This window comes from Pseudophaeobacter sp. TrK17 (assembly GCF_042192375.1).
Lineage (GTDB): Bacteria > Pseudomonadota > Alphaproteobacteria > Rhodobacterales > Rhodobacteraceae > Pseudophaeobacter.
The window spans coordinates 3824185-3838376 of record NZ_CP071700.1 but is presented as its reverse complement, the minus strand read 5'-3'; the positions used below and the strand labels follow the sequence as shown (position 1 = coordinate 3838376).

General features: G+C 60.6%; 12 protein-coding genes. 5 read left to right on the top strand and 7 right to left on the bottom strand.

What is annotated here, in order from left to right:
- Positions 1–23: 23 nt before the first annotated feature.
- The 5 genes from JZI28_RS18300 to hpaD form a co-directional block, all read right to left on the bottom strand.
- Entirely contained in the window at positions 24–746 is a 723-nt protein-coding gene (locus JZI28_RS18300; RefSeq protein ID WP_295455478.1) for an ABC transporter ATP-binding protein, read from the bottom strand.
- Complete coding sequence (locus JZI28_RS18295) at positions 739–1515, bottom strand: ABC transporter ATP-binding protein (protein ID WP_375698517.1); 777 nt, start codon at positions 1513–1515, stop codon at positions 739–741. Before JZI28_RS18295 ends, JZI28_RS18300 begins: the two co-directional genes overlap by 8 nt.
- 155 nt (positions 1516–1670) lie before the next feature.
- Positions 1671–2846 carry a substrate-binding domain-containing protein gene (locus JZI28_RS18290; RefSeq protein ID WP_295455482.1) on the bottom strand — a complete coding sequence of 392 codons (1176 nt, stop codon included), beginning with the start codon at positions 2844–2846 and terminating at the stop codon, positions 1671–1673.
- Positions 2847–3045: 199 nt separating this feature from the next.
- Positions 3046–4455 carry a pyridoxal phosphate-dependent decarboxylase family protein gene (locus tag JZI28_RS18285; protein WP_375698516.1) on the bottom strand — a complete coding sequence of 470 codons (1410 nt, stop codon included), beginning with the start codon at positions 4453–4455 and terminating at the stop codon, positions 3046–3048.
- Between the two features lie 75 nt (positions 4456–4530).
- A complete protein-coding gene (gene hpaD / locus JZI28_RS18280) occupies positions 4531–5511 on the bottom strand; it encodes a 3,4-dihydroxyphenylacetate 2,3-dioxygenase (RefSeq protein ID WP_375698515.1) in 981 nt (326 codons plus the stop codon).
- Between the two features lie 143 nt (positions 5512–5654).
- Between hpaD and hpaR the strand changes: the two genes are divergently transcribed.
- Entirely contained in the window at positions 5655–6089 is a 435-nt protein-coding gene (hpaR, locus tag JZI28_RS18275) for a homoprotocatechuate degradation operon regulator HpaR (protein WP_295455488.1), read from the top strand.
- A gap of 21 nt (positions 6090–6110) precedes the next feature.
- On the opposite strand, the gene JZI28_RS18270 is transcribed toward hpaR, so the two are convergent.
- Both JZI28_RS18270 and JZI28_RS18265 read right to left on the bottom strand, forming a co-directional pair.
- Positions 6111–7376 (bottom strand): glycerate kinase, encoded by a 1266-nt coding sequence (locus JZI28_RS18270; protein ID WP_375698514.1) that lies wholly within the window; start codon positions 7374–7376, stop codon positions 6111–6113.
- Between the two features lie 138 nt (positions 7377–7514).
- On the bottom strand, positions 7515–9071 hold the full coding sequence (locus JZI28_RS18265; protein WP_375698513.1) for a sulfatase-like hydrolase/transferase: 1557 nt from the start codon (positions 9069–9071) through the stop codon (positions 7515–7517).
- A gap of 218 nt (positions 9072–9289) precedes the next feature.
- On the opposite strand from JZI28_RS18265, the gene JZI28_RS18260 reads away from it, so the two are divergent.
- From JZI28_RS18260 to JZI28_RS18245, 4 genes are all read left to right on the top strand, one after another.
- On the top strand, positions 9290–10096 hold the full coding sequence (locus JZI28_RS18260) for a DeoR/GlpR family DNA-binding transcription regulator (protein ID WP_375698512.1): 807 nt from the start codon (positions 9290–9292) through the stop codon (positions 10094–10096).
- Position 10097: 1 nt separating this feature from the next.
- Positions 10098–11801 (top strand): Na/Pi cotransporter family protein, encoded by a 1704-nt coding sequence (locus tag JZI28_RS18255; protein ID WP_353396879.1) that lies wholly within the window; start codon positions 10098–10100, stop codon positions 11799–11801.
- A gap of 73 nt (positions 11802–11874) precedes the next feature.
- Positions 11875–12714 (top strand): hypothetical protein, encoded by an 840-nt coding sequence (locus tag JZI28_RS18250; protein ID WP_375698511.1) that lies wholly within the window; start codon positions 11875–11877, stop codon positions 12712–12714.
- Between the two features lie 282 nt (positions 12715–12996).
- Entirely contained in the window at positions 12997–14121 is a 1125-nt protein-coding gene (locus JZI28_RS18245) for an extracellular solute-binding protein (protein WP_375698510.1), read from the top strand.
- Positions 14122–14192: the final 71 nt, after the last annotated feature.

Sequence of the window (14192 nt, the reverse complement as noted above, 5' to 3'; positions counted from 1 at the left end):
GAGAAGCTTTGGAACCGGGACATTCAGTGGGTCTCCATGCTGAGGCCCATCAGCCGTTCCTGCAGGGCAGCATCGCGGCCAAGGTCCGCCATGTCACCGGACCAGATCATGCGGCCATCATCCATCACGTTGGCGCTGTCGCCGAGGGCTTTGGCGACGGCAAAATTCTGCTCCACCAATAACACTGAAGCACCCTGATCTTTGAGATCTTTCAGAGCCTTGGCCATGGTCGAGATGATTGCAGGGGCCAGGCCTTTGGTGGGCTCATCAATCAGGTAGAGCTTACGTTCTTCGATCATCGCGCGGGCAATCGACAGCATCTGTTTTTGCCCACCCGACAGGGTGCCGGCATCGGATTTCCAGAATGTTTTCAGCGGCGGGAAGGCGGTGAAGATCCAGTCGAGCCGGGCCGAGTTGATCGGGCCGCTGACCGCGGCGAGGGTCATGTTTTCCTCAACCGTGAGATCGGCAAAGATGCCCATGTCTTCGGGCACAAATCCGATACCAAGACGGGCTATGGCCGGGGTGGGCAGCTTGGTGATGTCGGTGCCGTCAAACAGGATGCGGCCCTGATGGGCGCGCCAGTGGCCGATGATGCTGCGCAATGTGGTGGTTTTGCCAACACCGTTGCGCCCCAACAGCATAGTGACACCGCCACGGGGCACCGCCAGATCGACGCCCTGTAGAATATGGTACTGAGCGATATTGGTATAGACGCCCTCCAGCGTCAGGATGGCATCAGACATCTGCGAGAATTCCTTCGAGACCACGGCCCATATAGGCTTCTTGTACCACATCCGAGGCCATGACCTCAGCCGGGGGGCCATCTGCGGCAAGGGCACCATTGTGCAACACGATAATGCGATCCGCGAGGCTGCGGATCACGTCCATCTTGTGTTCGACCAGCAGAATGCTGCGGTCTTTTTGCTGTTTCAGCTCGGCAATCAGATCCAGAACCACCGGGGCCTCGTCGACGCTCATGCCGGCGGTGGGTTCGTCAAACATATAGACATCCGGGTCCTGAGCGATCAGCAAGGCGACCTCCAGTTTGCGCTGGTTGCCATGGGACAGCTCCGACACCACCTGATCCCGTTGATCCAGCAGATGCACCTGGGCGAGGATCTCTTCGGCCTGATCCGTCAGGTCCTGGTGACGCGACACCATGGACCACAGGTTAAAACCGCGCCCCAGTTTTGCCTGCACCACCAACCGCAGGTTTTCCAGCACGCTCAGCCCTGGAAACAGATTGGTCAGCTGAAAGGCGCGGCCAATGCCGGCCTTGGTACGGGCAGAGACCGAGGCGCGGGTGATGTCGCGACCGCGCAGTGACACCTGACCGGCGGAGGCCGGGATCTGGCCCGATATCAGGTTGAAATAGGTGGTTTTTCCGGCGCCATTGGGGCCGACAATCGCGGTGAGCTCACCGGCGTTAAACGCGCAGCTGACGGCATCAACAGCCACATGGCCACCAAAGCGGACGGTCAGGTCACGGGTCTTCAGAATGGGTTGGGTCATTTTGATCTCGGAGTGTTCTCTGCAGGCACGTGCCGCGCAACTGGCTGCGCGCCCGGTCTGAGAAAAGGGGCAGACTGGGGCCGCGCGGCCCGCTGCTGAAAAACCATGGCCCAAAGATGAGATCCCTGGGCCATGGAGATTGACTGTTTACAGGCTTACTGGTTGCGGATCGGGATTGGCATCTCGTCGATCGGCAGTTCGCGCACCAGTTCTGGCACCGCCCATTCCACACCGTCCTGCACGGTCAGTTTGAAATGGTACATGGTCTGCAGTGCCTGGTGATCCTCCGCCCGGAATCGCATGGTGCCTTTGGGGGTTTCCCATTCCATGCCTTCCATCGTGGTGATCAGCTCCTCGGTATCGGTGGAGCCCGCCTTGCGGATCGCCTCAACTGCGGCGATGCCTGCGGCCATGCCCCCGGCAGTGAAGAAATCAGGCGGCCCATCAAAACGCTCAAAATGGGTTTTGACCAGCCAGTCGTTTACCTCATTGTCGGGCAGCTCGTAGTAGTAATAGGTGCCGCCTTCCATGCCTTCATAGTCTTTGAAACCTTTCAGCGCGGCGAGGATATTGCCAACCCCGGCAAATTCGATGCCAAAGCGGCCCGGATCCATGGCGTTGATCTTTCCCAGCGGGTTGCCACCCCCGGCCCAGATCACAAACAGCTTTTTGGGGCCGTCCAGGTCTTTCATGGCGTTAAAAATGCGCTCACCCGCGGCGGTAAAGTCGGTGGTGTCGGTGGGGGCGTATTCTTCGTGGACCAGTTCGATGCCCTGGGTGGCCAGGGCCTCGCGGAAGGCGGCGACCCCGTCGCGGCCAAAGGCATAGTCCTGCGCCAGAGTGGCGATCTTGACGTTGTCAGCCGCCAGCGCGATGGCGCTGGACACCGCGTCCTGCGATGAATTGCGCGAGGTGCGGAAGATATAGCGGTTCCAGTTGGCGCCGGTGATGCTGTCGGCCACGGCGGGCTCAACAATCAGGATCTTTTCGTATTCTTCGGCAACCGGCAGCATTGCCAGGGCCACGCCCGAGCTGACCGGACCAATGGCGAGATCAACTTCGTCGTCGCCATAAGCCTCTTCCAGCAGGGCCTTGCCGTTCTCTGGTTTCAGCTGGGTGTCTTTTTCGATCACCACGATTGGCTCACCATTGATCTCCATGGTGCCGCCGGTGGCATATTCCAGCCCCAGCATCAGCCCGTCGTGGCTTTGTTTGGCATAAGCCTCAAACGGGCCGGTCTTGCCATAGATATGGGCAATCTTGATATCTGCAGTGGCGGCCGAAGCCAGTGCCAGTGCAGAGACCATTCCTGCTAGCAAAGTGCGTGTCATGTCGTTCCTCCCTGAGGGCGCGCCAATGTGTAGGGCTGGCGCAGTCTCGCTCCTGTGCCTTCAGGCTAACGGCGGCCTCGCATTTTGGTCAATTGCAGGGAAATACGTATGTCGCCTCTCTCCCGCACCGCAGGCTTACTGTGCCTCTCCCCCGGCTGCAAGCGACAGCCAGAGGAGCCAGGCGAGGAGCGCAGGCGCGTTAGAGCGTTGCGGCGATTTCGGTGATGACACCGTGGGCCATCATCACGTCGGCCTGGGTGGTTTCAAACTGACCGGCCTGAAAGCGGATCACCAGATCGCCATCCACCCGCGTCTGAGTGAGGTAAATCCGCCCGTCATCATTGATTGCATTGACCAATTTCAGGTTCAACTCATCCAGATCGGAGGCGCCTTTGGGGGCATAACGAAAGGTCCAGAGCGACCACATCGGCGGGGTGACGATCTCAAAATCCGGTGTCGCTGCCAGCTTGTCATGCAGGGCTTCGGACCAGGTGATGTGGTTGCGCAGGCGCTGCCGCAGGCCCTCCAGCCCATAGGTGCGGATCAGGAACCAGATCTTGAGCGCGCGGAAACGCCGCCCCAGCGGCACCGACCATTCCGAGTAATTGATGATACCGTCTTTGCCGTGGGTTTTCAGATACTCGGGGCTGATCGCCAGAGTCTGCACCAGATCGTCGGGGTTTTTCAAAAAATGCGCCGAGCAATCAAACTGCACGCCCAGCCATTTATGCGGGTTAAAGACAATACTGTCGGCGCGCTCGACCCCGGGCCAGTAATGGCGGTATTCGGGGCAGATCATCGCCGATCCCGCCCAGGCGGCGTCGATATGGCTGTAGAGCCCGTAGTCTTCGGCGATTTGCAGGCACTCATCCACTGGGTCCGTGGCGCCGGTGCCGGTGCCGCCAACACAGAGGATCAGCCCGGCAGGCTGCATCCCGGCGGCGATGTCGGCCTCAATCGCTTGACGCAGGGCGGCAGGGTCCATGCCGCGCCAGTCGCCTTTGATCGGCACGCGCACCAGGTTTTGCTGGCCAATACCGGCCACCCAGATGGCGCGATCCACTGATGTATGCACTTCGCTCGAGCAATAGATCCGCAGTGGTTTCTGCGCAAACAGCCCCTGTTGGTTGCCCTGCCAGTTCAGCGCCTTTTCCCGCATGGTGAGGACCGCAGCCAGGGTCGCCGACGAGGCGCTGTCCTGAATGACACCCTGAAACTCCTTGGGCAGATCCAGCGCCTGGCGCAGCCAGTCCATCATCCGGGTTTCCATCTCGGTGGCCGCCGGAGAGGTCTGCCAGAGCATACATTGTGGCGCGATGGCAGAGGTCAGGAATTCCGCCAGCACCGAGGGCGCAGCGGCATTGGAAGTGAAATAGGCAAAGAAACGCGGGTGCTGCCAATGGGTGATCCCCGGCATCACGATCTCTTCAAAATCGGCAAAGATCGCCTCCATGCCCTCGCCGCCCTCGGGAGGCGTTGCTGGCAGGGCGTTCAGCACCTCGCCGGGTTCGGTGCGGGCACGCACCGGCTTGTCGCCAACGGTCAGGTGATAGTCCTGCGCCCAATCCGCAATGCGGCGGCCCCAGCCTGAGAATTCATCCCATTTCATTGTCAAAACTCCAGTGTTCGGGCCTTGGCCCGGATAGCCCCCACCCAAGGGGAGGGTGCTGTCATAATTGCTATACTAAGGGGCGATAATGGGCTGTGCCGTCAGGGCGCTGTCTTGGGTGGTGGCGCCTTCGAAGGTGGAGCCCTCTTCGAACCAGCTGCGCGGCGCCGGAGCCCCCCAAAGCGTTTGGCGCTGTGGGTCTTTCAGGGACCATTTGATGGCCTCGTGGTCGGGATCAACGGTTTGATAATCCGAGCAATAGATCTCGATCCGATGGCCGTCAGGGTCGCGCACATAGAGAAAGAAGGCGTTGGAGATACCATGGCGGCCCGGGCCACGTTCGATATTGTCGACATAACCGGTGGTGGACATCAGATCGAGCAGATCAATGATGTTGAGCGGCGTCGGCACCCAGAACGCGCTGTGATGCAGACGTGGCCCGGTGCCATTGGTAAAGGCAACATCATGCACGCCGCCCTTGCGGTGCATCCAGGCAGCCCAGACCTTGCCGCTTTCGTCGTCCTCTGTGTACTCCGTCACCCGGAAACCGATCTCGTTGTAAAACGCGACAGAGGCATCCACATCCGCCGAGAACATGTTGAAATGATCGATTCGCAGGGGTTTTACCCCGTTATAGAGCCGATATTTCTGATGGATCGGTGCCATGCGCTCCATCTTGACGTAGAACTCCAGCGGAATGCCCCAGGGGTCACGGGTGCGCAGGGTGCGCCCCATGTGGGGGCGTTCAACCCAGTCCACCGGCAGGCCTTTGTCGGCAAAGAATGCGGCGGCCTTTTCAAGATCGGGCGCATCATAAAGCTTAAAGCCCAGCACGCCGACTTCGGCCGTGTCCGCCTGGACCAGCACGATACAGTGATGACCGCGCTCCTCCATAGCCCGCAGATAGATGTGGGTGTTGTCTTCTTCGGTGACTTGAAGACCGAGAATCTCGACATAGAATTTGCGAGAGGCGGCCAGATCGGTGACGCGGTACTCCACATGGGACAGCCGAACGATGTTGAAAGGGGGATAAAGCACGGGGGCGGGAACTGGCATGGCTGGGCTCCTGTTGGGGACCGGGAAACCGGACGGCTTCACATTTGTTGTTAACATGTGTAGCTTTTAGGGGGCGGTTTGTCAAACAGTGAAAAATCGCGACCGCAATTGCCTTTAGGCAGGATTATGAGTGATAAGCAGATATGAAGAACAGATTGCCCTCTACCGCCCGCTCCTTGCCGATCGCCCTTTTACGGGCGCGTGAACGAGTCATGGGACCGATCCGGCATCTGCTGAGCGATGTGGATCTCACGGAGCAGCAATGGCGGGTGCTGCGGGTGGTGCAGGAAAGCAACGGCATTGATCCAACCGAGATCGCCGATCAGGCCTGCCTGCTGCTGCCCAGCCTGACGCGGATCCTGCAAAAGCTGGACGAAAAAGGCCTGATCAGCCGCGAGCGCGACCAGGTGGACCGCCGCCGCCAGGTGATCCGCATCACCGCGGCAGGGGCCGAAATCATCGAGGCCAATATTGCCGCCAGCATCGCCATCGTCGAGCGCACCCGTGAAAAAATGGGAGAGGAGCGCTATGAAGCGCTGCTGGATCTTCTCAATGAGCTCGACGCGATTGATCTGTGAGCGGGCTTGAGGGGCAGGACCCTAGTCAGCTGCCCGTCGCAGAAAAACCTGAACATCCGCCACATTGGTGCCAGTGCCGCCGCAGATCAGCAGGGCCTCGGCGGCTTTGAGCGCGGCGTAGCTGTCGTTATTGGCCAGCAAAGCGGCAGGGTCTTGGCCCGCCTCGGCAATAGCCTGCCAGGTCTGCGGGGTGGCAAAGCCGCCGGCCGCATCGGTTGGGCCGTCGCGGCCATCGGTGCCAGCGGATAGGAATAGCCAGTCTCCGCTCAATTCGGAGGCGCCGCGCTGGGCCATGCGCAGGGCCAGTTCCTGGTTGCGGCCACCGCGCCCATCGCCCTGCAGGCGCACGGTGGTCTCCCCGCCAAAGATCAGCGCGACGGGCTGGTCCCCTGGCGCTGCCTTGGCCGCCTGCAGGATTTCTTCAACCGCTTCACAGACATCGCCAGTCAGATGATCGCTGACCAGCTGCGACTGCCATCCCAGGGCGCGGGCGCGCTCCATCATCGCAGCCAGGCTGTGACGGTTGGAGCCGATGAGGCTGTTTTGTGCCTCCGGCAGGGGGCTGGTGGGCGACTGCTGTGCCAGATGGGTTTTGACTGTCTCGGGCAGATCCTGCCAGATCCCGGCGCGCTGCAACAGGGCGCGCGCCGCCGCGCGGTCCCCCAATGGCGAAACGGTCGGTCCCGAGGCAATGGCGCGCAGATCATCGCCAATCACATCCGACAAGATATAGGCCTGCACCGATGCCGGGGCCGCATGGCGCAGCAACCCGCCACCTTTCAGCTCGGACAGGTGCTGGCGCACCAGGTTCATCTCATTAATGTCCAACCCGGAAGATAGCAGCGCCGCACCAACAGCGGCCTTGTCCGCCAGGCTGATCCCCGCCGCAGGCGCCACCATCAGCGACGACCCCCCACCCGAGACCAGCACGGTGATGCGGTCCTGCGCGGTGGTTTGCGACACCAGATCTATGACCGCTGCGCCGACATCGGCACTGGCCTGATCGGGCACCGGATGTGACCCGGCCAGAACCCTGGCGCCGGGGACCTCTGTCAGGTTTTCCGGGTTGGTGATCACCAGCGCCTGACGCGGCTCTGGGATATGGCGCAGCATTTCCTGCATCATCGGAACCGCCGCTTTGCCGAGCGCCAGGATATAGTCCTGCCCGCCGGGTTCCAAGGCAGGGAGCGGCGTTGCGAGCAGCGCCTGGCTGAGCGCTTTTGCCGGATCGGCGCGGGTCACGGCGGCGTCAAACAGGGTGCGGGCGTCTTGGGGAAGGGAGGTCATCTTGATCTTTACCTTGCGTTGCCAGCGGGCGAACCCGCGCCGTGTTACCGCTAAATCTACGGCGGTTTTGCCTGAGCGCCAGGGGTTAGGTCAAGGGGGCGGATCGCAGTTGAGGCGGGACGCAAAGCGCTGGCGGGGCTAGGCTCCCGGCCTGTGGCGCTTTTGCTGGCGTGGCCCATCGGTTGTGATGCTATGCAGCGACAGGCTGTGATCGGCGTTGCGCATCCGGTGGCGCAGCATCTGCCGGGTCAGTCGCGCCAGATCCGCCTGCAACGCCGGGGCCTGTGCCAGGTTTTCCATTTCGCCGGCGCCCTGATGGTCAAACAGCAGCGGCGGCAGGTCGGCGGCAAACTCCACCAGGCTGAACCGCCCATCGCGCAGGATGGCGAGGCTGGACTGGGAGGTCGGGGTGGCAAGCATCTGTTGCCAGATCGTCTGCCCCTGCGGGTCGCCAAAATCCAGCTCGGAATAGGTGTATTGCCGCCAGTCAGAGGGGATTTCACCGCGCAGCAACGGCACCAGCGAGGCACCATCCATTGAATTGGGAATCTCCTGCCCCACCCAGTCCAGAATGGTCGGAGTGAGGTCGATGGATTCGGTCATCTGCTGCACCACCGACCCGGCCTGCGCGCCATTGCCGGGCATACGGATGATCAGCGGAGTTTTATAGGCGGCGTCATAGACGGTGAACTTGCCCCAGCTGTGGCGGTCGCCCAGCATCTCACCGTGGTCGGCACTCAGCACCACCAGGGTGTTGTCGTCCTGGCCGCTGTCTTTGAGGAACTGCATCACCCGGCCGATATGGGCGTCCACTTCGCTTGCCAGCCCCAGATAAAGCGCCCGCAGGGTTTGGATATTTTCATCCGTTGGCTGCAGATCAGGAAAGCCCAAAACCGTAGAAGCCGGGGGAGAGGCCTGGGTCGTGGGGGTAAAGAACGGATGCATCGCGCATTCCTCCGCCACCGTGCCATGGCGCAGGGGCAGCGGCAGATCGGCGGGATCATACATCGCATTATAGGGCGCAGGCGCCACCAGCGGCGGGTGCGGGCGAATATAGGTGAGATGGGCAAACCAGCTCTGGTCGCCATAGGCGGGCATGGTGGCCAGAAACCGATTGGTCAAAAAGGCGGTGTCACTGTCGTCTGCCGAATAGGGCGCCGGATCGTTCAGCCGGGCCGGGCCACCAGTGGGCGAGACCGGCCTGTGCAGATCCCAGTAGGTGTCAAATGTATAGCCCTTGGAGAGCAGATCGGCGCGCCAAGGATAGGACATCTCCAGCCGCATCTCCAACATCTCCTGAAAGCCGTCCATATGCTGTTCATAGGTGCGGATGGCTGGATCATTGGGGTGATGGGTGCGGGGGTCACGGGCGGTATCGGTATAACCAAACAGCATCGGAGTGTATCCCGCCTTGCGCATCTCGCCGGGCAGGGTGGGGGTGTCATGGCGCAGCGGGGTGCCGTTGCGCACCGAGCGATGGTTCATCGCATATTGCCCGGTGAGGATTGACGCGCGCGAGGGGCCGCAGGGGTTTACCACGGTATAATTTTGCTCAAAGGTCACCGCCTCTGCCATCAGGGACCGCAGGTTGGGCAGGGCGACATGCGCGGCGAGCGCGCCTGTCAGGCAATCGGCCCGCAGCTGGTCGATCAGAATGAACAGCACGTTCTTTTTCTGGGCTTGATCGGTGCTCATAGGCTGGAGTCCTTTGTCAGCTGGGGGCCTCATTGGCGCCAGATAAGCCTGTCATTTGTGATTTGGGAAGAGGGTTTCTTGACGGTTTTGACCGCAATTGACCGCTATCGAGAGTAATTTTGGGAATTTGTGGGGTTTGTCTTGCCATGTTGGCGCTAACCTGACATTTTGCCGCAAAATTGTGAACTGTATCTGCCGTCTTTGTGGAGTTTTGCCCGATGTCCCGTCCTACAGCGCCGTCCCACCGGGAGGTTGAACTGCTTGAAACCCTGCGGCGGTTGGGCGGATCCGGGCGCAGCGCCGAGCTGGCGATGATGCTGCATGTGTCGGAAGAAACCGTGCGCCGCACCATCAAGGCCCTGGCCAAGGCGGGCTCGGTTGAGCGGGTCCATGGCGGAGCCTATCTGGTGGGGCCGCGCGGCACGGGCGAGGCAGGCCCCAGCTTTTTCCGGCGCATGGGGGAGAACCCAACAGAGAAGGCGCAGATTGCGACAGCGGTTTTGCCCAGGATCACCGATGGCATGACGGTGTTTCTGGATGTGGGATCCACCACCTCCTTTGTGGCAGAGGCCCTGCGGCAGCGTCGTAATCTGACGGTGGTGACCAATTCCATCGGGGTGGCGCAGCTGTTGGCCAACCACAATGGCAACCGGCTGCATCTGCTGGGTGGTGAGATGTGTCGCGACGATCGCGGCACCTTTGGCCCGGTGGCCGAAATGCAAGCTGCCCGGTTTGCCTTTGATGTGGCGATTTTATCTGCCGATGCGCTGTCGCCAAAATACGGGCTGTTGTTTCACAATGCCGCCGAGGCAGAGCTGACCCTTGCTGTCACTGCTGCGGCTGAGCAGATCATGGTGGTGACCACCCATGCAAAATTCTCCGAGGGCGCCCCACATCGTGGGCCAGACCCGCAGCAACTGACGCATCTGGTCAGCGACCGGGAGCCGGGAAAGAAACTGGCGCGGTCGCTGCTGGACTGGGGGGTGGAGTTCACCCTGGCCACCGCAATATCCGAAGAGGCATGATATGGCCATTTTGACGTTTCTCATCAGCCTGGCTGGGGCGACGATGTTTTTGTTGTTTGCCGTGCGTATGGTGCGCACCGGCATCGAGCGCAGCTATGGCGCCTCGTTTCAGCGGCTTTTGACCGGAACCGGCAGCCAGTTGCATGCAGGTGGGGTCGGCGTTGGGATGGCGCTGGTCCTGCAAAGCTCTGCGGCGGTGACGCTGCTGGTGACGGGCTTTGCCTCTGGTGGGTATCTGGCTTTTCCCACCGGGTTGGCCATCGTGCTGGGGGGCGATCTGGGTTCGGCGCTGATTATTCAGATCCTGTCCTTCGATCTGGACTGGCTGGTGCCGGTGCTATTGGCGGTGGGGGGCTACCTTTTTGTCAAAACCGAGGGCAAGAAAACCCGGCAGGCGGGGCGGATCCTTATGGGGATCGCCTTTATTCTGATTTCGCTGCGCTTTTTGCGCGAGGCAATGGACCCTATCCGTGACAGCGCCTTTTTGCCCGCCGTGGCAGGCTATCTGGCGCGGGACTATATCACTGCCTTTCTGGTGGGGGCGGGGCTTGCCTTTGTGATGCATTCCTCGGTGGCGGCCATTCTGATGTGCGTGACCCTGGTGCAGATCGGCGCCATCCCTTTTGAGGCAGGTCTGTCGCTGGTGTTGGGCGCAAATTTTGGCTCTGGCTTTATCCCTGTCTGGCTGAGCCGCGGGATGAGACACAGCGCGCGGCGCATCCCCTATGCCAACCTCGGCCTGCGCGGCACCTGGGCGGTGACCTGCCTGCTGGTGGTGAATTCTGGCCTGGGTGACAGCCTGAGTGCGAGCCTGGCGGCCGCGCTGCAGATCGGGCCGCAGGTTGGGGCGATGGGTGGGCAGATGCTGGTCTATCTGCATCTTGCCTTCAACGGCACGCTGTTGCTGCTGGCGCTGCCGATCTGCCGCCGACTCGAGCCCTTGATGACACGCCTGATGGCAGAACCCCCGGTGCCGGAAGCTGGCCTGACAGGACGACCACCGAGCGCTTTGGAGCCGGGGCACTATGGCCCACCGGCGCAGGTTCTGGCCAATTTGAAACGGGAACTGTTGCGGATGTCTGATCTGGTCGAGACCATGTTTCGCCCGCTCTCGGACCTGTATAAAACCGGTGACGGCGCGCAGATCAAGGCAGTTCAGGAGCTGGACCCCGAGGTCGATGCCTGCCTGTCAGGGATCCGTTCCTATGTGGCAGATATTCCCGAACAGGACTTTACCCCGGCTGAGCTGAAACAAGCCCGTGAAATGGTGGAATATGCCATCCGCCTGGAAAGCGCCGGCGATGTGGCGGCGCGGCGTTTGGCGGTACTGGCGGGGGAGCTGAACAAAAAACACCTGCGGTTTTCCAAAGAGGGCTGGGACGAAATCCTGCATATGCACGAGGCGATCATGGCCAATCTGCGGCTTGCCTCGAATGTGCTGATTTCAAACGACCTGGAAAGCGCCCGGTTGCTCAACCTGGAAAAGACGGAACTCAAACGGATGGAGCGCGACAGCCGCAAGCGCCACCTGAAGCGGCTGCAGCGGGGCACCGGGCACAGTTTTGAAACCTCGGATATTCATCTGGAAACCCTGCGAGCACTGCGCGAGTTCAACAGCCACGTGGCGGCGGTCTCTTATCCGTTGCTGTATCAGAATGGCCAGCTGCTGGAGACCCGATTGATCGAAGAGATGGAAGCCAGTTGACCGCGCGAAACAGGCTCTAAACAGGCTCTAAACGGGGCGTTTTATCGCCAGAATTAAAAAGGTTTCCCGGAACATGACGCCCTTTGTTGTTGCCATCATTCTGTCAGCCGCGCTGCTGCATGCGGTTTGGAACGCGATTGTTAAAACGGCGGCGGATCGCACCACGACGCTGGGGCTGGTGGCGCTGGGCCACGTCATTCCCGGCGCGGTCATGGTGGCCTATTTGCCGCTGCCGGAATTGGAAAGCCTGGTCTATGTGGCACTGTCGACACTGATCCATTTTGGCTATTTCTACATGCTGGGACAGGCCTATCGCCATGGCGACCTGAGCGTGGTTTACCCCATCGCCCGTGGCGTTGTCCCTGCGCTGGTGGCGCTGTGGGCGATGGTCTTTGCCGGGGAGTTCCTGCCGCTGCAGGCCTGGTTCGGCATTGGCCTGATTGGTCTGGGGATCCAGCTGAGCAGCTGGCAGGCGCTGAAATCAGGGGTGGGCAGCACTGCGTTGCGGTATGCGCTGGGCACTGGGGTCTGTATCTCGCTCTATTCGCTGGTCGACGGTCTCGGGGTCCGCTTGTCGGGTAATACGCTCAGCTATTGGGCCTGGGGCGCCTTTGGGCATCTGTTTATTGCCGCCTTTATTGGCCTGCGCCGACGGCAGGTGCTGGCGCAGATCCCGGCGCGCAGTTGGTTGATCGGCATTCTGGGTGGCTTTGTCTCGATGACGGCCTATGGCCTTGTGCTCTTTGCCAAAAACTTCGCACCGCTGGGGGCGGTCTCGGCCCTGCGCGAAACCTCGGTCATTTTTGCCGCCCTGATTGGCTTCGTTTTCCTGCGGGAAGGCAACTGGATGCGCCGTCTCGGGGCGGCTGTCGTGATGGCGCTGGGCGTGGCCATGATCGGGCTGTCTGTTTGACAGGCACTCGCCCTGTCCAAACCGGGTTGCAAGGCTGTTTACATTGACGGAACGGCTTGGGAGGCGCAAACTCCTGTTACGACACCACCTTATTCTGCAAGGGTTAAGGAGAATCGGGCGATGTCACCTGAAAGCTGGAGCCATTTTTTTGCCGCTGCGGCATTTTGGCCTTATCAGTTTTTGAAACTGTCACTGTTTGTTGGGCGCAATGCCTCGCACTCTTTAATGTACCAAAAACAATAAAAAACGATACCAACAAACCCACTAGGGAGAAATTTGAATATGACTACCAAATCTAGCTTCACTCGCCGGACCCTGCTGAAAAGTGCCGGTGCGGCTGCTCTTGCAGCGCCGCTCTATTCCAAAAGCGCGCTGGCGTCTTCGGGTGAAGTCAACATTCTGATGTGGTCGGACTACCTGCCCCCAGCCTTTATCGAAGGCTTTGAGGCAAAGACCGGCATCAAGGTGAATTACACCGGTATTGGTTCCAACGAGGAAATCATCAACAAGATGAAGGCCACCAAGGGTCAGGGCTTTGACATCGTCTCGCCCACCAACAACCGGTCGCTGCAGTGGGGCCCACTGGAGCTGCTGAAACCCTTTGACATGAACAAAGTCAACATCGACGCGGTGAACCCGGCGATGGCAAAAATCGGCACATCGGCATGGAACTTTGACGGCGCCGGCGTGCATTGGCTGCCTCATATCTGGGGCACCGAAGGTGTCGCCTACCGCACCGACAAATGGCTGCCAGCCGGCGACGCGCCGTCCTATGGCGATGTCTGGTCGGAAGAAAACGCCGGCAAAACCATGGGCCGTGCCCATTCGATGATGCTAGGCGCGGGGCTCTACATGGAAGCCTCTGGCGCAATGGAGCCTGGCTCCGTCTGGGCGGCTTATGGTGACGAAGACACCATGCGCGAAGTTTGGGGCAAGATCACCGACTGGTGTATGGCGCGCAAAGACCGGATCAAGCTGATCTGGAACGATGCCGACACCCAGAAAAACGGTCTGCTGAACGAAGGTGTTGTGGTCGGTCAGACCTGGGATGGCCCACCACTGGCGCTGAAAGCAGCAGGTGAGCCAGTGCATTATCAAGCGCCTGTTGAAGGCGCGATGGCCTGGGTTGACGGCATGTCCATGCCCGTCGGTGCCAAAAACGAAGAGCAGGTCTATGCATTCATCGACTACGCCTTTGGCAAGGAAGCTGCTGGTAAGGCGATCGACAGCCATGGCTACAACTCGCCGGTTCTGGGTGCAGATACCTTCTCGGGGGATGTCTACAAAAAGAACTTTGCCGAAGCCTATCCTGGCGACAGCCTGGCCAATCTGAACCCCTGGCCTGCCGAAGCGCCTTGGTATGCTGAAGTGCGGACCGAGTTCGTCAACAAGTTCAAAAGCGCCTGATCCGTTTTTGAGCCAACTGGCCCCTGGATCGTCCGGGGGCCAGCCTGGGCGCCATGCATGTCCCATGGACG

Excerpts from the sequence above, each read along its gene's own strand:
- JZI28_RS18245 (WP_375698510.1), top strand. The coding sequence starts at position 12,997 with ATGACTACCAAATCTAGCTTCACTCGCCGGACCCTGCTGAAAAGTGCC.
- JZI28_RS18285 (WP_375698516.1), bottom strand. The coding sequence starts at position 4,455 with ATGAAATGGGATGAATTCTCAGGCTGGGGCCGCCGCATTGCGGATTGG.
- JZI28_RS18300 (WP_295455478.1), bottom strand. The coding sequence starts at position 746 with ATGTCTGATGCCATCCTGACGCTGGAGGGCGTCTATACCAATATCGCT.
- JZI28_RS18295 (WP_375698517.1), bottom strand. The coding sequence starts at position 1,515 with ATGACCCAACCCATTCTGAAGACCCGTGACCTGACCGTCCGCTTTGGT.
- JZI28_RS18290 (WP_295455482.1), bottom strand. The coding sequence starts at position 2,846 with ATGACACGCACTTTGCTAGCAGGAATGGTCTCTGCACTGGCACTGGCT.
- JZI28_RS18270 (WP_375698514.1), bottom strand. The coding sequence starts at position 7,376 with ATGACCTCCCTTCCCCAAGACGCCCGCACCCTGTTTGACGCCGCCGTG.
- JZI28_RS18265 (WP_375698513.1), bottom strand. The coding sequence starts at position 9,071 with ATGAGCACCGATCAAGCCCAGAAAAAGAACGTGCTGTTCATTCTGATC.
- JZI28_RS18250 (WP_375698511.1), top strand. The coding sequence starts at position 11,875 with ATGACGCCCTTTGTTGTTGCCATCATTCTGTCAGCCGCGCTGCTGCAT.
- hpaR (WP_295455488.1), top strand. The coding sequence starts at position 5,655 with ATGAAGAACAGATTGCCCTCTACCGCCCGCTCCTTGCCGATCGCCCTT.
- JZI28_RS18260 (WP_375698512.1), top strand. The coding sequence starts at position 9,290 with ATGTCCCGTCCTACAGCGCCGTCCCACCGGGAGGTTGAACTGCTTGAA.
- hpaD (WP_375698515.1), bottom strand. The coding sequence starts at position 5,511 with ATGCCAGTTCCCGCCCCCGTGCTTTATCCCCCTTTCAACATCGTTCGG.
- JZI28_RS18255 (WP_353396879.1), top strand. The coding sequence starts at position 10,098 with ATGGCCATTTTGACGTTTCTCATCAGCCTGGCTGGGGCGACGATGTTT.